Annotated in this window: 16 protein-coding genes; 7 read left to right on the plus strand and 9 right to left on the minus strand. The window is 67.4% G+C overall.

Annotated features, from left to right (window positions below):
* Window positions 1-50 precede the first annotated feature (50 nt).
* The 3 genes from ROJ8625_RS07120 to xylB form a co-directional block, all read right to left on the minus strand.
* The gene (locus ROJ8625_RS07120) at window positions 51-2,600 is read right to left on the minus strand and encodes a methyl-accepting chemotaxis protein (protein ID WP_085791171.1); all 2,550 of its coding nucleotides are present in this window, start codon (window positions 2,598-2,600) and stop codon (window positions 51-53) included.
* 45 nt (window positions 2,601-2,645) lie between these two features.
* Window positions 2,646-3,215, minus strand: a complete 570-nt coding sequence (locus ROJ8625_RS07125; RefSeq protein WP_085791172.1) for a PDC sensor domain-containing protein — start codon at window positions 3,213-3,215, stop codon at window positions 2,646-2,648.
* Between the two features lie 183 nt (window positions 3,216-3,398).
* Window positions 3,399-4,847 carry a xylulokinase gene (gene xylB / locus ROJ8625_RS07130; protein WP_085791173.1) on the minus strand — a complete coding sequence of 483 codons (1,449 nt, stop codon included), beginning with the start codon at window positions 4,845-4,847 and terminating at the stop codon, window positions 3,399-3,401.
* A gap of 349 nt (window positions 4,848-5,196) precedes the next feature.
* Between xylB and ROJ8625_RS07135 the strand changes: the two genes are divergently transcribed.
* The 5 genes from ROJ8625_RS07135 to ROJ8625_RS07155 all read left to right on the plus strand — a co-directional run bounded on the left by ROJ8625_RS07135 (window position 5,197) and on the right by ROJ8625_RS07155 (window position 10,613).
* On the plus strand, window positions 5,197-6,171 hold the full coding sequence (locus ROJ8625_RS07135) for an ABC transporter substrate-binding protein (protein WP_085791174.1): 975 nt from the start codon (window positions 5,197-5,199) through the stop codon (window positions 6,169-6,171).
* 134 nt (window positions 6,172-6,305) lie between these two features.
* Window positions 6,306-7,289: an ABC transporter substrate-binding protein gene (locus ROJ8625_RS07140; RefSeq protein ID WP_085791175.1), complete on the plus strand. Its 984-nt coding sequence runs from the start codon at window positions 6,306-6,308 to the stop codon at window positions 7,287-7,289.
* 81 nt (window positions 7,290-7,370) lie between these two features.
* Window positions 7,371-8,405 (plus strand): ABC transporter permease, encoded by a 1,035-nt coding sequence (locus ROJ8625_RS07145; RefSeq protein ID WP_085791176.1) that lies wholly within the window; start codon window positions 7,371-7,373, stop codon window positions 8,403-8,405.
* Between the two features lie 14 nt (window positions 8,406-8,419).
* A complete protein-coding gene (locus ROJ8625_RS07150) occupies window positions 8,420-9,475 on the plus strand; it encodes a betaine/proline/choline family ABC transporter ATP-binding protein (protein ID WP_085791177.1) in 1,056 nt (351 codons plus the stop codon).
* Window positions 9,476-9,749: 274 nt separating this feature from the next.
* On the plus strand, window positions 9,750-10,613 hold the full coding sequence (locus ROJ8625_RS07155) for a dienelactone hydrolase family protein (protein ID WP_085791178.1): 864 nt from the start codon (window positions 9,750-9,752) through the stop codon (window positions 10,611-10,613).
* A 14-nt stretch (window positions 10,614-10,627) separates the two neighbouring features.
* On the opposite strand, the gene ROJ8625_RS07160 is transcribed toward ROJ8625_RS07155, so the two are convergent.
* Genes ROJ8625_RS07160 through ROJ8625_RS07185 form a run of 6 tightly spaced genes read right to left on the minus strand, consistent with a single transcriptional unit; the run spans window position 10,628 to window position 16,532 of the window.
* Window positions 10,628-12,073: an aldehyde dehydrogenase family protein gene (locus tag ROJ8625_RS07160; protein WP_200813295.1), complete on the minus strand. Its 1,446-nt coding sequence runs from the start codon at window positions 12,071-12,073 to the stop codon at window positions 10,628-10,630.
* Window positions 12,070-12,801: an MBL fold metallo-hydrolase gene (locus tag ROJ8625_RS07165; RefSeq protein WP_085791179.1), complete on the minus strand. Its 732-nt coding sequence runs from the start codon at window positions 12,799-12,801 to the stop codon at window positions 12,070-12,072. The genes ROJ8625_RS07160 and ROJ8625_RS07165 overlap by 4 nt, the downstream gene beginning before the upstream one ends.
* 5 nt (window positions 12,802-12,806) lie before the next feature.
* On the minus strand, window positions 12,807-13,859 hold the full coding sequence (locus tag ROJ8625_RS21570; RefSeq protein WP_085791180.1) for an ABC transporter ATP-binding protein: 1,053 nt from the start codon (window positions 13,857-13,859) through the stop codon (window positions 12,807-12,809).
* Window positions 13,856-14,629 carry an ABC transporter permease gene (locus tag ROJ8625_RS07175; RefSeq protein ID WP_085791181.1) on the minus strand — a complete coding sequence of 258 codons (774 nt, stop codon included), beginning with the start codon at window positions 14,627-14,629 and terminating at the stop codon, window positions 13,856-13,858. Before ROJ8625_RS07175 ends, ROJ8625_RS21570 begins: the two co-directional genes overlap by 4 nt.
* Complete coding sequence (locus ROJ8625_RS07180; protein ID WP_085791182.1) at window positions 14,626-15,477, minus strand: ABC transporter permease; 852 nt, start codon at window positions 15,475-15,477, stop codon at window positions 14,626-14,628. Before ROJ8625_RS07180 ends, ROJ8625_RS07175 begins: the two co-directional genes overlap by 4 nt.
* Window positions 15,474-16,532 carry an extracellular solute-binding protein gene (locus ROJ8625_RS07185; RefSeq protein WP_085791183.1) on the minus strand — a complete coding sequence of 353 codons (1,059 nt, stop codon included), beginning with the start codon at window positions 16,530-16,532 and terminating at the stop codon, window positions 15,474-15,476. The genes ROJ8625_RS07180 and ROJ8625_RS07185 overlap by 4 nt, the downstream gene beginning before the upstream one ends.
* A gap of 125 nt (window positions 16,533-16,657) precedes the next feature.
* On the opposite strand from ROJ8625_RS07185, the gene ROJ8625_RS07190 reads away from it, so the two are divergent.
* The gene (locus ROJ8625_RS07190; protein WP_085791184.1) at window positions 16,658-17,281 is read left to right on the plus strand and encodes a TetR/AcrR family transcriptional regulator; all 624 of its coding nucleotides are present in this window, start codon (window positions 16,658-16,660) and stop codon (window positions 17,279-17,281) included.
* On the plus strand, window positions 17,278-18,222 hold the full coding sequence (gene speB / locus ROJ8625_RS07195; protein ID WP_085791185.1) for an agmatinase: 945 nt from the start codon (window positions 17,278-17,280) through the stop codon (window positions 18,220-18,222). Before ROJ8625_RS07190 ends, speB begins: the two co-directional genes overlap by 4 nt.
* The last annotated feature ends 6 nt before the right edge of the window (window positions 18,223-18,228 follow it).

An 18,228-nucleotide genomic window follows, 5' to 3' on the forward strand; every position in this document is an offset into this window, starting at 1 on the left:
TCATGATCTCGTATCCGGCTCGATGTCAGGACGGCGGCTAAAGGAACGGCTTAGAAGTCTGCCCACTTCTCGATGCCGCCGGCGGCTACGGGTTTCGGGAGCGGTCGCGCCCCGTCGGTCCCCGTGGTCGGGGCGGATGAGGCCGCGCGACCCGTGGCGGCGTTGCTTGTGGGCAGCCCGGTTTCGGCGACGCGGAAGCGCGCCAGAGTATCGACGAGAGACACGGCGTCGTTGCGCAGGGCCTCCGAAGCGGCGGTCGTCTCCTCCAGCCGAGCCGCCACCTGCTGTGTCGATTGGTCGAGCTGGGTCACCGACCCGTTGATTTCCTCGAGGTTGTTCGACTGCTGCTGCGCCGAACCGGCGATGTCCGAGACCAGGCCGGCAATCTCGGTGACGGACGTGGCAATGTGCTGGAGCGCCTGCCCCGTGCGCCCGACCAGATCGACGCCTTTCTGCACCTGCGAACCGCTTTCGGCGATCAGGTCCTTGATTTCGCGCGCGGCGTCCGAGGATCGCTGGGCGAGCGCGCGGACCTCGGATGCGACGACCGCGAATCCGCGGCCCGCATCGCCGGCGCGAGCGGCCTCGACCCCGGCGTTGAGCGCGAGGAGGTTGGTCTGGAAGGCGATGTCGTCGATGACCTTGATGATCGAGGTGATCTTGTCGGAAGACGAGGCGATCTGGTCCATGGCGGCGACTGTTTCGACCACGACGTCGCTGCTTTCCTCGGCATTGTCGCGCGCCGCCGCGGCCGCCGCGTCGGCTTGCGCGGCGCCCTCGGCAGCATGTTTTACCGAGGTCGTCAGCATGTCGAGTGCCGCGGCAGTCTGCTCCAGCGTCGCTGCGGTGCTTTCCGTTCGCTTCGACAGGCTGTCGGCGGTATTGCTGATATCGCCGGTTTCGTTGCGGATGTTGGCCGCCCGCTCGAGGATCTCGACCAACGCGGTCTCGAGTTTTTCCATCGCCCCGTTGAAATCGAGACGCAGGTCTTCGTATTCGCTGGCGAACGGTTCGCGGATCCGTGTCGTCAGATCGCCGTCGCTGACAGCGCTCAGCCCGACTCGAATGGCATCGACAACGGTGACGCGTTCGGCCTCTGCGCGCTTGCGCGCGTCGCGAGCGGTGGCGATCGCCTCGTGCGCTTCGGTGACGTCCTTGCCGAGCAGGATAACCCGGTCGAACTTTCCATTCCGGTCGGACACGGCGGTCAGGCTCCCGTCGACGACGACCTCGCGACCGTCGCGCGTCTTGAGATGCATGTTGCCGTCGAAAGGGGTCCCCCCGGCCGCCGCCGCCAGGCTGGCGGAGAGCGAGGCGTGATCCTGGCCGAAACCGACGGCGAACGCAGAGAGATCGGTGCCTCGGAGACTGTCCGGCGAGACGTTGAGCGTCTTCGCGAAGAGCGCGTTGCCTCGGATGATCCGTCCGTCGCGATCGATCTGACAGAGCAATTGCGAAGACTCGATCGCGTCGGCCATCGCGTTCTTGAACCAGATGTCGCTGACATCCATCCATTCCAGGACGAAGCCGATCGTGGAGCCGTCCGCATCGGTCGCGCGGTTCACGCGCAGTTCGATCCTGCGATTTCCGAGACGGAAATGGCTGGTCATCGTATCGCTGCCGAGCCGGGCGAGCCGCTCGCGGATTGGATCCGAGGTCGGATGGAACCGTTCGATGCTCTGGCCGACGAGCGTGTCGGGGTCGAAGTCGATGCGGCCGCTTTCCTTGAGCGCTGCACGCGCGGCCTGGAAGATCGCGACCATCGGGCCGTTCACCGCCATGATGTTCAGATCGGTATCGACGAGCATGATCGCCGCCGACGAGTTGCGGAAGGCCGCCCCCTGAAAACGCCGGTCACGTTCGGCCTCGCGACCCTCGTCGAGATCGACGCGCAGATCCTCCAGCGCGCGGGCAATGTCACCGATCTCGTCCGCGCGGTCGTTCATGGGAACCTCGACCTCGCGGTTGCCGAGGCGGAGCCCGTCGATGACATCACGCGCGGTGCGGATCGGATCGACGAGCACGCGCTTGTAGAGCGCGATCGTGACACCGAGCACGATCAGCGTGACCAGGGCAGAGACTGCGATCGCCTGCAGGGCAAGCGCGCGCGACCGCGCCTCGAGCGCGTCGTCGTTCCAGAATGAAACGAGGACCCCGACCGGATCCGGAATCGCGCCGTAGTGGATCGGCGCAGCGAAGCCGAGTTGCCCGTCCGCGACCACTGCGCCCTCCGCGAGCGCGCGGGCCGCGAGGTCTTCAACCGCCCCCTCCGAAAAGGCGCCCCGGCTGGCGATCGGCGCGCCGTCCGCGCTCAGGATCATGGCGCCGGACACATCGTTCTGTTCCATGGACATCAGGCGATCGATGAACTCCTCGGCGTGCTCGGCATTGCCGAAGCGCACGGCAGCGGCCGACATGTCTCCGACAAGGGCGGTGAGGTTGCGCGCCTCTTCGGTCAGTCCGGAGCGGGCGCTTTCGAGAATCCCGCGGCCATAGACGACCGATATGGCCGTGGCGACGATGACGCAGGACAGAACGCAGAGGCACGCGATCTTCACGAAGACCGAGCGAAGACGGAAGGATGACGTGGAACCGGGCATGGATCAGACCTGCGATGAGTGGAGTGTGCGGGTGGAGCGGCCGGTTCAGAACGCGTCGATGTTGAGACCGACGGTGACGGCGCCCAGGAGCGCGCCGGTCGCGGCAGTCAGCGGCATCGAGATCTGAAGCTGGTAGGTCTGCGTCGACTCATCGAACTCGACCTCGCTGGTGTGCACCGCACCGGCGCCTGCCGCGTACGTCTCGAGAAATTTCGCCTCGTCTCCCTGCCAGAAGTCGGAAGTGATGCCGCTGATCGCGGCGTTGAGACCGCGCCGATCCATGACGATGATTTCGGTCACCCGGCCCTGCGATTGCGCGATCGCGTCGCGCAGGCGCTGGCTCGCCTCATGATCGGCGACCGCGGCGATCGTCGGCGCGTCGGCTGCGCCGATCTCGCCGCGCCACCGGGCATCGAGGGCGATGATCTCTTCCTCCGTCAGATCGGCATGACGCGCATTGCTGTACGCGATCGCGGATAGGATTTCCGGTTCGGCCATCCAGTCGTGCACCAGGTCGCGCACGTAGTCGGTCATTGCCAACGTACCCTCGGCAGCATGAAGCGGACCCGCGAGGCACAGCATCGCGGCGCCGAGGCGGAGGGAGGTGAACAGCATGGCGAATCTCCTGAGCACGCCGGCAACCGGAGCCGGCGAACGAGACCATGCGCACGCACGCTTAAATCGCGGTAAATCGCCGTCGCGTCTTCGTTCGCGCGGCGCCTAAATTTGCTCCCAATACATGGGAGCGAGTTGGTTTTTTATTTCCAGACAGCAGCTTGCCGCAAGAACTTCAGGTCGTTACTGCGCCGCGCGGATATGCGGATAGGCGGACCGGAAGGCCGCGTGCGCCTCGTCCATCGCCTCTCGCAGGTCGGGATGCGGCAGGATTTCCGCTCCGGAAGACGGCGGCTGCATCACCTCTTGCGACGCCGCACCGGTGGCGGCGCACAGACCGAGCCGTGCCGCGCCAAGCGCGGCTCCGAACTCGCCGCCCTCCGGCACGTCCAGCGGAACGTCCAGCACGGTCGAAACGAGATCCAGCCAGTATCGTGACCGCGTGCCGCCGCCGATTGCCCAAAGCCGCTCGATGCGGGCGCCGGTGTCACGCAACGCGTCGAAACTGTCGCGCAGGCCGAACGCCACGCCTTCGAGCACCGCGCGGGTGAGGTCGTCGCGCCCGGTCTCGGCGCCGAGCCCGGTGAAACTGCCGCGGATGGCGGCATCGTTGTGCGGTGTGCGTTCGCCGGAGAGGTAGGGCAGAAATCGCACGCGCCCCGGCGCCTCGAGATCGCGCAGTCCTGCGGTCAGGTCCGCGGGCGTCGCCCCGGTCACCTGTGCCAGCCAGTTGAGACTGTCGGTCGCCGCGAGCATCACCCCCATCTGGTACCAGCGGCCCGGCACCGCGTGACAGAACGTATGAACCGCCGTCTCGGGCGCCGGTGCGTAGCCATCGCGCGCGGCCAGCAGCACCCCAGACGTCCCGAGCGAGACGAAGCCCTGCCCTTCGGCCATCGCCCCGATTCCGCAGGCGGCGGCAGCGTTGTCGCCGGCGCCGCCCGCGACGGCGACATCCGGTCCGACGCCCCAGCGGCGCGCGATGTCCGCGCGCAGGGTGCCGGCGCGCTCCGACCCTTCGACCAGTGCCGGCATCTGGCTGCGCGTCACGGTGCCGGCCGCGAGAAGTGCGTCGGACCAGTCGCGCGCACCTGTGTCCAGCCAGGACGTGCCGGCCGCGTCGGACATGTCGCCGACCGCGTCACCGGTCAGGTGGTAGTTGAGATAGGCCGCCGGCAGCAGCACGCGCGCTGTCCGGGCAAAGATCTCGGGCTCTTGCGCCGCGACCCACAGCAGCTTGGGCGCCGTGAACCCCGGAAAGACGATGTTGCCCGACAGACGCCGCACCTCGGGATCGGCATCGAGCGCTGCCGCCTCGGCGTGCGCGCGGGTGTCGTTCCACAGGATGCAGGGGCGGAGCACCGCCCCCGCCTCGTCGAGAAGCGTGGCGCCGTGCATGTGCCCCGCGACGCCGATCCCGGCGAGATCGGCGAAGGCCGGATGCGCCGCCGACAATTCGGCGACGGCGGCATCGAGCGCGGCAATCCACGCGGCCGGATCCTGCTCGCTCCAGCCGGGATGCGGATGGGACACGTCGTAGGCGCGCTCGGAGGCGCCCACCGGCACGCCGTCTCCGTCGACCAGCAGAGCGCGCAGACCAGACGTGCCCAGATCGATGCCCAGAAAGCTCATGTCCCTCTCCTCCGGTGCGAGTGTCCCGCCCGAACCTGACGGGCGCGCGCGACATGGGCAACCGGTTGACGATCGGACCCGAGTCGCCTCGGGCCGAGGCATCGGACGGTCCGAAAACGCGACGCCATTCCGCGTCAATTTGCGACATTTCTTTAAACTTTTGCGGCAAATCGCCGGAAATTCGGATACATCGGGTTTTCTCGGCAAGGATCCGCCGCTATGTCGCCTTCCACGAACGCCGGACCAATGTCACGACGGTCGATCCGCGGCCCAGGCTGGGCCGCCCTTGCCTGCGACGCGGCGCACCGCCGCCCTCGGTCCGGCAGTGCAACCAATTCAAGGGGACACCATGCGAAAGCTGACACTGACGACAGCGCTTACCCTTCTGGCCGCGCCGGCCCTCGCGCAGGACGGCGAGAGCTGCGGCGAGGTTTCGATCACCGAGATGAACTGGGCGTCCGCGTCCGTCGTGACCAATGTCGCGAACTTCATCATGGAACAGGGCTATGGCTGCGACGTCTCGATCGTGCCGTCCGACACCGTCCCGGCCGTGACCTCGGTGTCCGAGAACGGCGAGCCCGACATCGTCACCGAGCTCTGGACCAACTCCACGGGCGAGGTCTATCAGCGCCTGAAGGACGAAGGCCGCGTCGAGGAGCTCGGCGCCGTGCTCGAGCCCGGGGGCGTCGAAGGCTGGTGGATCCCCTCATACCTCGCGGAAGAGCATCCTGAACTGACATCGATCGAAAGTATCCTCGAGAACCCCGATCTCGTCGGCGGCCGGTTCCACAACTGCCCGGAAGGCTGGGGCTGCCGCGTCGTGAACGACAACATCCTGCCCGCGTTCGGCGTTGCCGATGCCGGCATCGAGGTGTTCGACCACGGCTCGGGCGAAACGCTGGCCACGTCGATGGCATCGGCCTACGAGAGCGAGGAGCCCTGGTTCGGCTACTACTGGGCGCCGACCGCGCCGCTCGGCCGGTACGACATGGTGAAGGTCGATCTCGGCGGCTATGACGAGGAGGCGCACAACGCCGCGCAGAACCCGGACGCGACCGATGTCGGCCGCACGGGCTTCCCGGCCGCGCCGGTGAACACCGCTGTGACGACGACCTTCTCCGAAGAGCACCCGGACCTGACCGAGTTCCTGTCGAAAATGACCTTCGACGTGGACACGATGAACGCCATCGTCGCGTGGATGGAGGAAAATTCCGCCTCGGGCGAGGAAGGTGCCGTCTACTTCCTGACCAACTATCAGGACACCTGGACCAACTGGATCGACGATGCCGCACGCGAGAACCTCGCATCGGTGCTCGAGCAGTAAGTCCTCATGCGGCCGGCGCGCAAAACACTGCGCCGGCCGCCCGGATTCCGGAGCCTTGCGGGTGGCAAATCCGCCGCCGCGATGCAGTTGGTAGGTCTCGGACCCAATCTGCCACCCACCGCGAGGACAGACACATGAGACGTCTCCTTCTGATTTCCGCAGCCACCACCGCCTTCTTCGCTCCGCCGGCCCTCGCCCAGGACGCGTCGGAGGACGGATCGTGCGGCGAAGTCTCGATCACCGAGATGAGCTGGGCGTCCGCATCGGTCGTGACCGGTGTCGCGACCTTCCTGATGCGACAGGGTTACGGGTGCGACGTGACCGTCGTTCCCTCCTCGATCACGCCCGCGCTCGCCTCGGTCGCGGAGACGGACGAGCCGGACGTGCTCACCGAGTTGTGGGTGAACTCCGCCCCGGTCTACGACCGCCTCGTCGAAGAAGGAAAGCTGTCGCCGCTGACCGAAGTCCTGTCCGACGGCAGCATCCAGGGGTGGTACGTGCCCGACTACCTGATCGAAGAGCATCCCGAACTCGCGACGCTCGAGGGCGTTCTGGCCAATCCCGACCTTCTGGACAGCCGGTTCCACAACTGCCCCGAGGGGTGGGACTGCCGCACGGTCAACGACAACCTGCTGCGCGCGGCCGGCTTCGAGGAGGCCGGATTCGAGATCTTCAACCACGGCTCGGGCGAGACGCTCGCCTCGTCGATCGCATCCGCGCATTCCAGCGAGGAGCCGTGGATCGGCTACTACTGGTCGCCCACCGCGGTGCTTGGGCGCTACCCGATGACGCGCGTCGACCTCGGCGGCTTCGACGCCGAGGCGCATGAATGCAATGCCACCGTCGACTGCCCGGACCCGGAGGTCTCCGCCTATCCGAACGCTGATGTCTACACCGTCGTGACGCAGAGCTTTGCGGAGCGCGAGCCGGAAGTGACGGATTTCCTCAGCAAGATGCAGTTCACCAACGACCAGATGAACGAGCTCCTGGCGTGGCGCGAGGAGAACACCGCGTCGACCGAGGAAACCGCGGTGCGCTTCCTGACGACGCAGCAGGATCTGTGGCGTGACTGGATCGACGAGGACGCGCAGGCGCGTCTCTCGGCGATCCTCGAATGACACGCGGCCGGGCGCGCGCGCACAGGCGCGCGCCTGCCCTTCGCGGGCCGGCCGCCTAGAACAAAAGGACCATCAGGGACCATGGCGACATACGACTGGATCTTCGACGGCCTCGGGCTGCGGCAATGGTGTGACGGAGACGGCTCCGGGGGGTCGGCGCCGATGTCGATGGCGGACCTGATGAACCAGACCGGGAACGCGCCCGAGCGGACGATCTGGGACACGCCGTTCCCGTCGATGGACGCGCTCAATGATGCCTGCGCGTCGTTTCCGCAGTCGCGCGAGCTGACCCGCGGGCTCGAACGCGGCTTTCTCGACATCAAGGACGCGCTGTCCTACGTGCTCGATCCGCTGACCCAGCCGCTGAGCTGGGCGCTGCAGAACGCGCTCTGGCTGTTCCAGGAGACGCCGTGGTGGATCATGATCCCGGTCCTGGCGCTGGTCGTCCTAGCGATCTCGAAATCGTGGAAGCTCGTGGCCTTCGTCGCCGGGTCCTTCGCCGCGCTGGCCTTCATCGACTACTACGACTACGCCATGCAGACGCTGGCGATCATCTTCGTCTGCGCGGTCATATGCGTCGCGCTCGGCGTGCCCATCGGCATCGCCATGTCGCGCTCCGACAGGTTCCAGGGCGGCATGATCCCCGTCCTCGACATGCTGCAGACGCTGCCGCCCTTCGTCTACCTGATCCCGCTGATCTTCCTGTTCTCGGTGACCGAGCCCAAGCTCTACGGCATCGCCATCATCCTCTACGCCATCGTGCCGGTGATCCGCCTGACCAATCTCGGCATCCGGCTCGTCGACAAGGAGGTGATCGAGGCCGCCGACGCCTTCGGCATGACCAAGCGCCAGAAGCTCTACGGGGTGCAGATCCCGCTGGCGCTGCCGAACATCATGGCCGGCGTGAACCAGACGATCATGATGTCGCTCGCCATGGTGGTGATCGCGTCGCTCGTCTCGGCCCCGGGCCTCGGCGTGCTGGTCCTGCGCGGCATCCGCAACCTCGAGCTCGGCGTCGGCCTGATCTCGGGGCTCGGCATCGTGCTGCTCGCGGTCATCCTCGACCGCTCCACCAAGGCGGCGCTCGCGCGCGTCAACGCCGCCCAGAAGCACTGAGAGGAGCGACGGACATGGCCGATCCCAAGATTTCGATCCGCAATCTCTACAAGATCTTCGGCGACGACCCGCAGGCGGCGCTGACCCATGCCAAGGCCGGCATGCACAAGGACGAGCTGCTCGAGGCGCACCGCCACGTGCTCGGCCTGCGCGACATCAACGTCGACATGCAGGCCGGCGAGATCACCGTGGTCATGGGGCTCTCGGGCTCGGGCAAGTCGACGCTGATCCGCCACCTCAACCGGCTGATCGAGCCGACCGACGGCGAGGTCGTCATCGCCGGCGAGAACATCATGGACTATTCCGACGCACAGCTGCGCGCGCTGCGCCGCAAGCAGATGTCGATGGTGTTCCAGAAGTTCGCGCTCCTGCCGCACCGCACCGTGCTCGAGAACGCCGCCACGCCGATGATCGTCGACGGCGAAAAGCGCTCGGCCTGGGAGGCGGAGGCGACCAAGTGGCTCGACCGCGTCGGGCTGCAGGGCCAGGGCCCGCAATATCCCCACCAGCTTTCGGGCGGCATGCAGCAGCGCGTCGGCATCGCCCGGGCGCTGACCTCGAACTCCGACATCATGCTGATGGACGAGGCGTTCTCGGCGCTCGATCCGCTGATCCGCACCGACATGCAGGACCTGCTGCTCGAGTTGCAGCGCGAGTTGCAGAAGACCGTGGTCTTCATCACCCACGACCTCGACGAGGCGCTCAAGCTCGCCGATCACCTGGTGATCCTGAAGGACGGCGAGGTGGTGCAGCAGGGCGAGCCGCAGCACATCCTGATGCACCCCAACGATCCCTACATCGTCGACTTCATCTCCGACATCAATCGCGCCCGCGTCCTGCGCGCCCGCACGGTGATGCGCGAGACAACCGAGGATCCCGGCGGCCTCGCCGGCGCGGTCGACGAGAACGCCACGCTCGAGGACGTCATCGCCAAGGCCGACGGCGACACCAACCTGAGCTTCCGCGTCCTGCGCGACGACACCATGGCCGGAATCCTCTCCATGACCGACGTCGTCAAGGCGCTCGTGCCCACCGACGCCGCAGAAGACGGCATGAGAAAGGCATCGTGACCGGTCCCCGCATCGCCTGCGATCGAAGTCGGCACCGATGCGCTGCATCACCAGCTTCCGCCTCTCTCGAAGACGGCGGCCTTCGGACGATCGGCCCAGGGCATCCACGTCCCGAGAAACCCGGCCGCATCCCAACGGCCGGGACGTCCGCGGACCGATCCGGACACCTCGATACGACCGATGACCGTGACCCGTCGCGCGCCCTACCCTCGCTCGGGCGATCGGTCTAAACCGGCGGGGTTGGCAGCGGCGCAGTGCGGGACGGGCGAGCGGCATGACGCGCAGATTTCTTCTCTGGACCCTGATCGTGGTCCTGGCGCTGAGCGCGGCCTTCGTGCTCAACGCGCTGCGCGGGCGGCTGGGCTGGACGGCGACCACGCTGTCGCCGGCCGAGCTGTCGGAGCAGCTCTCACCGGGCTTCACCTGGACACGGCCCGAGGGCGACGGGCCATTTCCCGCCGCGCTCCTGCTGTCGGGCTGCGACGGGCCGCAGGACAACGTAGCCCGTCTGGCCGCGCGGCTGGCTGAGGCGGGCTGGCTGTCGCTCAATGTCGACAGCCACGGACCGCGCGAGCTCGACGACCGGCAGATGTGGCGGCTCGTCTGCGCGGGGCAGCTTCTGAACGGCGCCGAACGCGCGGCCGACATCGCCGTGGCCCTCGCGGCGTTACGCGCGCGCGACGACGTCGATCCCGAACGGATCGCGCTGATCGGCATGTCGCATGGCGGCTGGGCCACACTCGACTTTCTCGTCCTGTCCGAAGCGGGCACCGTGCCGCCACTCCTGACCGAATGGCCCGCGACCCTGCCCGCGCGGCGCCACGCCGGGATCCGTGGCGTCGTCCTGTACTATCCGTATTGCGGACAGGCGTCGCTCGCGTCGGTGTCGGATCTGCCGACTGACCTCGGCTACCGTTTTCTCCTCGTCGAGGAGGACACCATCGTGGACGAGCGCGAATGCCTCGAAGTGGCGGGCTCCCTGCTGGCGCACGATGCAGATGTGGCGGTGACGCTCTACGAGGGCGTGACACACAGCTTCGACCAGCAGGACATCTCGTTCCTGAGCCCGCTCGAATTCGACCGCGACGCCACCGAACGGGCGATCGCCGAGACGCTGCGCTTTCTCGACACGCTCTGACCGGCGGTGGGTCCTCAGTTCCAGCCGGCCGGCATGTGCAGCGCCTTGATCTCCAGATACTCCTCGAGGCCGAAAAGGCCGCCCTCGCGCCCCGTCCCCGACATCGAGTAGCCGCCGAACGGGCTGCCCGGGGACTGCGGCGTGCCGTTCACGTGCACCATGCCAGCCCGCAGCGCAGCAGCGACGCGCGCGGCCCGAGCCGGATCGCCCGTCTGGAGGTAGGCGGCAAGACCGTAGTCCGTGTCGTTGGCGAGGCGCACCGCCTCCGCCTCATCGGCGAAGGGCGTGATGGCGAGGACCGGTCCAAACACCTCCTCGCGCCAGATCGTGTGGTCGGGGGTCACGTCGGCGAACACCGTCGGTCGTGCGAAATGCCCGCGGTTCACACCCTCGGGACGGCCCGGGCCCCCGGCAATCAGGCGTGCGCCCTCGGTCCGGGCACCGTCGATATATCCCTGCACGCGGGACCATTGCGCGGCACTCACGAGCGGTCCCATCCTGTCGCCTTCGACGGTCGGATCCCCGACGATCGTCTCGTCGGCCACGCGCGCCGCGATTTCACAGGCCGTGTCGTAGACCGATCGCTCGACCAGCATCCGGGTCGGTGCGTCGCAGGACTGGCCGGAATTGAGAAAGCACTCGGCCGCCGACGCGGCCACCCGCGCCTTGAGATCGGCCCCGCAATCGGCGAAGACGAGGTTCGGCGACTTGCCCCCGAGTTCGAGCGTCACGCGTTTGACGGTGGCGGCGGCATCGCGGCTCACGGCTGTGCCGCCACGGGTCGAGCCGGTGAACGACATCATGTCGACGTCGGGGTGCCGCGACAGCGCGGCGCCCGCCACGGGCCCCGAGCCGTTCACGAGATTCACGACCCCCGCCGGCACGCCGGCCTCGTCCAGGATCTCCATGTAGAGCATGGCCGACAGCGGCGTCAGTTCCGACGGTTTCAGGACGCAGGTGCAGCCCGTCGCGATCGCCGGCAGGACCTTGAGGGCGATCTGGTTGATCGGCCAGTTCCACGGCGTGATGAGTCCGCAGACCCCGATCGGTTCCCGCCGGATCACGGTGCCGTTCGGCAGACGCTCCTGCCACGGGATTTCGTCGAACGCGGCGAGAAACCCCTCCAGATGCGAAACGCCCACGGCGGCCTGTTCCTCGAACGCCATCGTCGCCGGTGCGCCCATTTCGGCGGTAATCGTGCGGGCCAGATCCGCCTGCCGGGCGCGCGTCACCTCGAGCACTCGCTCGAGAACCGCCCGCCGCTCCGCGGGCCGCGTCGCGGCCCAGTCCGGGAAGGCCGCCCGGGCAGAGGCCACCGCAGCGTCGATGTCGGCGTCCATGCCAAGCGCGATCAAGGCGATGGCCTGTTCCGTGGCCGGATTCTCCACGCTGAGCCGCGCCGGGCTCACTGGCGCGGTCCACGCGCCACCGATGTAGAACTGGATACGGTCCGGGATCATGCGCGGTCCTTCTCGTCGAGCCACGCGCGGATGATCTCGCGGTGGCGGGCGCCGTCGTAGCTGGGAAAATGGCCGCCATGCACGACCCGCACCGGCAGATCCAGAAGACGGGTCATCGAGGCGTAGTAGTCCCGCGCGTCGGCGTGGTACGTGTCTTCGATCAGCGGGCCGTCATAAACGATATCGCCCGAGAACAAGGTCTCGGTCGCCGCTTCCCACAGCGCGATCCCGCCCGGCGAATGCCCGGGGGTGTGGATGACCTCGAAATGCCGGTCGCCAAGATCGATCACGTCGCCATCCTCGACGAGTCGCGATGCCGGCGCCGCCCGCACCGAATAGGTGGTGGAGCTGTAGGGCGCCGGCGGCAGACGGTCGAAGATGTCGTCGGTCACGTAGGGATCGGCCAGTGTCGCGCGGTTTTGCGGATCGGCGAGGATGTCGGCCTCGGCACGATGGACGACGCGGTCCGCGAATTCGTGGTGACAGCCGATATGGTCGAAATGGGTGTGCGAGGCGACCGCCGTCAGTGCCCGCTCGGTCACGAGCGGCACCCACTCCCGCAGCGGCAGGACGCCCATGCCGCTGTCGATCAGCATGTCGCGATCCCGCCCCCGCACATGCCACATGTTGCAGCGGTAGAATGGCTGGATGAAGGGCTCGTGGATCAGCGTGACGCCATCGGACTTGCTCTCCGTGGCGTACCAGTCCTCGGGGCGGGCGTGGTCCATCTGGGTCATCCCGTTGCGGCGAACGCGGCGAGGTCGGCGGTTTCGGCGGCGAGGTCGAGCACCGCTCCCGGCGCCGGCGGATCGACCGCCGGAAGATGCGCGACGAGGAGAAGGTCCGGCGCGGCGTCCGGCGTCAGATGCGCGCGGCAATGCGTGCCGAAGAACGCCGCGTCGCGCACGCGCGACGGCCCGATTGCAAGCGATCCTTGCGCGGCAGCCTCGCGCGGGCGCACCGCCTCGGGGCGCAGGCAGAGCGTAAGCGGGCCCTCGGCGGGCGGCGGGCGATCGACGGCCCCGAACGGCGTCTCGATCCGCCCGCCCGTGCCCCGACCGGAAAATCGGTTGGTCTCGCCCATGAACTCGGCGGCGAAGAGGCTGGCGGGTTGACGGTAGATGCGCGCGGGAGCGCCGGCATCCTCGATCCGGCCGGCATTCATCACCACGATGCGGTCGGCGATCGCCAACGCCTCCTCCTGGTCATGGGTCACGTGGACGAAGGTGGTGCCGACCTCGCGCTGGATCGCCTTCAGCTCGTCCTGCATGGCGCGACGCAGCTTGAGATCGAGCGCACCGAGTGGCTCGTCGAGGAGCAGGACATCCGGCTCGACCGCCAGCGCGCGAGCAAGCGCGACCCTCTGGCGCTGACCGCCCGACAACGCATGCGGATGCGCGTCGGCCTGTGCCAGCAGGCCGACCATGTCGAGCTTCTGGTCGGCCCGGGCGCGGCGGTCGCGCCGGCCGACCCCGGCCATCCGCAGCCCGAAGGCCACGTTGTCGCGCAAGGTCATGTGCGGGAACAGCGCGTAGTCCTGGAAGGTCGTTGCGGTCGGGCGGCGCACCGCCGGCACGCGGGTCATGTCCTCTCCGCCGATCAACACGCGCCCCGCATCGGGCGTGAGAAATCCCCCGAGAACGGACAGAAGCGTCGTCTTCCCGCAGCCCGAGGGCCCGAGCAGCGTGATGTATTCGCCCGCCGCGATATCGAGCGTGATGTCGTCGAGCGCGCGCAGCGAGCCGAAGCTGTGGCCGATCCGTTCGAGGGTTACGGGCGCGGTCATGAGCGTCTCCGGAAAACAACAAGTTCGAGAAGGATCACCGCCGTCACCGAAACAAGGAAGACGAGGCTGCCAATCGCGTTCAGCCGCGGCGACAGGCCCGAACGCAGCATCGACCAGATCTCGACCGGCAGCGTGACGTCGAACCGGGTGAGCAGGAAGGCAATGATGAACTCGTCCCAGCTGAGCGTGATCGACAGGAAGAACGCGGCGAGGATTGCCGGCGCCAGCATCGGCACGGTCACGAGCAGTACGACCTGCGCCTCCCGTGCTCCCAGATCCCGCGCCGCCCGCTCGGCATTCACGTTCTGGGCGCCCATGGAGGCGTAGATGATGGCGAAGCAGAGCGGCAGGTTGATCACCACATGGCCGATCCCGGCCGTCCAGAGCGACAGGCCGATCCCGATCCGCTGCAGCACGATGAGAAGCCCCAGCCCGACGATCAGGTAGCTGACTGTCAGAGGCGCGATCAGCAACGCGCGCAGCAGCGCCGTCCCGGGCAGCCGGTGCCGTGCCAGCCCGTAGGCCGCCGTGAAGCCGAGCGTCACCGCCACCGACGCCGACAGGAGGGCGACCCCGAGCGAATTCAGAAGCGCCGCCGTCAGGTCGTCGTCCGCGAGGACGTCGGCATACCATCTGAGGCTCGGACCTTCGAACGGCGGCACCGGCAACGTCCCGTCCTGGAACGAGAACAGCACCAGCGCCGCCACCGGCAGGTAGATAAAGACGAAGGCGGCAGACCCGTAGACCAGGGGCAGAAGCGTGCGTGTCATAGCCTGTCGAGCCTCAGCCAGCGCGACATCACGAGATAGGCGAGCGTCACAAGGCCCATGAGGACGACCGCCAGTGCCGAGGCGAGCGGGAAATCCGCGCGCCGACCGAGTTGCACCATGATGACCTGCGGCACGGTCAGCTCCGTGTTGCCGCCGAGGATCTGCGGCGTGATGTAGTCGCCGATACACAGCACGAAGGTCAGGAACGCGCCCGTCATGATCCCCGGCAGTGTCAGCGGCAGCACCACGTGCCGGAACGTCTGGAACGCGTTCGCGCCCAGATCCGCCGCCGCCTTGCGGTAGTTCGGCGACAGTTGCACGAGGTTGGCGTAGATCGTGAGCGTCAGCAGCATGACGAAGAAATGCACGAAGCCCGTGACCGTCGCGAATCGCGTGTTGGCGAGCGTGAGCGGCTCGTCGATCAGCCCGATACCGAGAAGCGCCTGGTTCACCACGCCGTCGCGCGCCAGCACCAGCAGCCAAGCGTAGGATCGCACGACGTAGGAGGTCCAGAATGGCAGGATCGCGAGCAGAAGCGCCAGCCGCTGCCACCGCGGCGGAATACGGAACGCGATGATCCAGGCCAGCGGATAGGCCAGCATCACCGACACCACGGTCACCGTCAGCGTGATCTCGAGCGACACGACGATGGCCCGCGCCAGATACGCCTTGCTCGCCAATTCGAGGTAGTTGTCCGGATGAAGGCCCCAGATCAGCGTGCGCCCGTCGAGCGTGGCCAGGCTCATCGCCGCCATCACCACGAACGGCACGACGAAGAACGCCGCCGTCCAGACTAGGGCCGGGGCCGCGAAGCCCCAGCCCCGTATCGTGTCGGCCCGTGCGGTCACTGCTGGAGCGTGTTCAGCCAGAGATCCTGCATCTCGATGTCGAGATCGGTGTCGGGCGCCGGGTAGAGTTGCGTTGCGGCCAGGTAATCCTCCTGATCGTCCCAGCGCAGCCGCGCCTTCTGATCGTCGTCGAGGAATTCGCCCGCCCCGGCGTTCGCCGGCATCCCCCAGAAGCAGGACGACGTGGCGAGACGCGCCTGCCCTTCCGGGCTGACGATGTACTTGACGAATTCGAGCGCGAGATCGGGCTTTTCGCTATCGGCGAGCACACCGATCGACTGCGTCCAGCGGACGGCTCCCTCCTCGGGGATGGTCCAGGTCAGCGCCGGTTGCTCTTCGGCCAGGACGGCGGTCAGCCATTCGCCGCCGCCCACCACGATGTCGACTTCGCCGGTGGCGAGCGCCGTCTGCGCCGCGACGACCCCTGCGACGGACGCCGCGCGGCCCCGCATCGCCGAGAGCGTGTCGCCGATCGGCCCGAGCGCGTCCGCGTCGATGGCCGCGGTGTCGATGCCCTCGGCCAGCGCGGCGATCCCCATCACCGGCAGGTAATAGTCGTAGATCGAGATGCGGCCGTCGTACTTTTCGGACCAGACGGTCGAAAGGCTCTGCATGTCCGCCTCGTCCACCGCCTCCGAATTGTAGGAGATGGTGTTGTAGCCGAACTTCTCTGTCACCGCGTAGATTTCTCCGTCGCGGCTGTTGTTGTCCTCCATGACGACCTCGGGAAAGAAATCGTCGGTGGGCAGTTCGTCCGCCGGAAGCGGCGCCAGGATACCGGCGTCGATGGCGCGGAACACGTCGATCCCGTCGATGACCAGCACATCCCAATCGCCGGGGCGCGACTGTTCGAGAGTCGCCAGCGCGGCGCCGGTCCCCTCGTATTCGCGCAGGTTGACGGTCACGTCGTGCGCCTCCTCGAACGGTTCGATCAGCGCGGGATCGGTGTGGTCGCACCAGACCAGCGCGTTGAGCTCGTCCTGCGCCGCTGCCGCGCTGCCGAGCGTGGCGAGCGCGGTGCTCCCGAGAAGGCAAAAGGCTGTTTTCGAAGTCATGCGCGTCTCCCTGTGTCGCGAAGCCGGCAGCTCTGCGGCCGCTCGTGCAGAAAAAAGTTGAGCGCGTTCAAGTTTACAGTCAACATGAATCTTGAATTGGTTTCGAGGTTTCGGCGCGACACGGCATGGCGGGCTTACGCGACAGGCAGAAGGCGGACCGCGAGCGGCGGATCCTGTCCGCCGCGGTGACGATGTTCCGGGCCAAGGGCTATCGCGCGGTCCGGCTCGAGGACCTGGCGGAGCGCGCGGACGTCTCGGTCGGGACGGTCTACAACTACTACCGGACCAAGGGCGATCTGCTCATCGCGGCGGTCGCGATGGAGGTCGAGGAGGTGCTGGAAACCGGTGCGACCATCGTGGCGACCCCGCCGCCGGGCGTCGAACCGGCGCTGATGGCGCTGATCGGTTTCTACTACGACCACTCGCTGGAATACCTGAGCAAGGAGATGTGGCGCACCGCGATGGCGCTGTCGATAGAGGCACCCGAGACCCCGAACGGCCAACGCTACAGCGCGCTCGATTCGCGACTGGAAGCACAGGTGACCGAGATGATCCGCGTGCTGAAGCGGCGCGGCGAGGTCCGCGCCGATATCGATTCAACGGCGATGGGACAGTTCGTCTTCAACAACCTCAACATGATGTTCATCGAGTTCGTGAAGGACGATGCGATGACACTGGACGCGCTGCGCGAGACTGTCACCGTCCAGATGCGCGCGCTCGCCCGTATGATTGCCACGGAGGCCGCATGACACGATTCAACCAGCCGCTCGGCGGCAACGACATGCCGCGTTTCGGCGGCCCCGCGACCATGATGCGGCTTCCGCCCGCCGAAACCGCCGCGGGACTCGACGCCTGTTTCGTCGGGATCCCGATGGATATCGGCACGTCGAACCGGCCGGGCACGCGGCTCGGGCCGCGCCAGATCCGCGACGAGAGCCGGATGATCCGGCCTTACAACATGGCGACCGGCGCTGCGCCCTTCGACGCGCTTCAGGTCGCGGACATCGGCGATGTGCCGATCAACACGTTCGACCTCAAGAAATCGGTCGAGATCATCGCGGACCACTACCGCGGCATCCTCGGGCACGGCGCGGTGCCGCTCACCCTTGGCGGGGATCACACACTCACCTGGCCGATCCTGCGCGCGATGACGGAAGTGCACGGTCCGGTCGCGCTCGTTCACGTCGATGCACACGCGGACATCAACGAGGCGATGTTCGGCGAGACGGTCGCGCATGGCTGCCCGTTCCGCCGCGCGTGGGAAGAGGAGTGCCTGCAGAACGATCGCGTGTTCCAGATCGGCCTGCGGGGCACCGGCTACGCCGCGGACGACTTCGACTGGGGCCGGCAGCAAGGCTGGACCGTGGTGCAGGCCGAAGAGTGCTGGCACCGCTCGCTCGCGCCCCTGATGGAACAGGTGCGCCACACCGTCGGCGACGCCCCGGTCTATCTCAGCTTCGATATCGACAGCCTCGACCCGGCCTTCGCACCGGGCACCGGAACGGTCGAAGCGGGCGGCCTGACGACCATGCAGGCGCTCGAGATCATCCGTGGCCTGTCCGGCCTCCGGCTCGTCGGTGCGGACCTCGTCGAGGTATCGCCGCCCTACGACCCGACCGGCAATACGGCCCTGATCGGCGCGAACCTGCTCTACGAGATGCTCTGCCTGCTGCCTTCGCGGCCGGCCTGACGCTCG

This window comes from Roseivivax jejudonensis (assembly GCF_900172265.1).
GTDB lineage: Bacteria > Pseudomonadota > Alphaproteobacteria > Rhodobacterales > Rhodobacteraceae > Roseivivax > Roseivivax jejudonensis.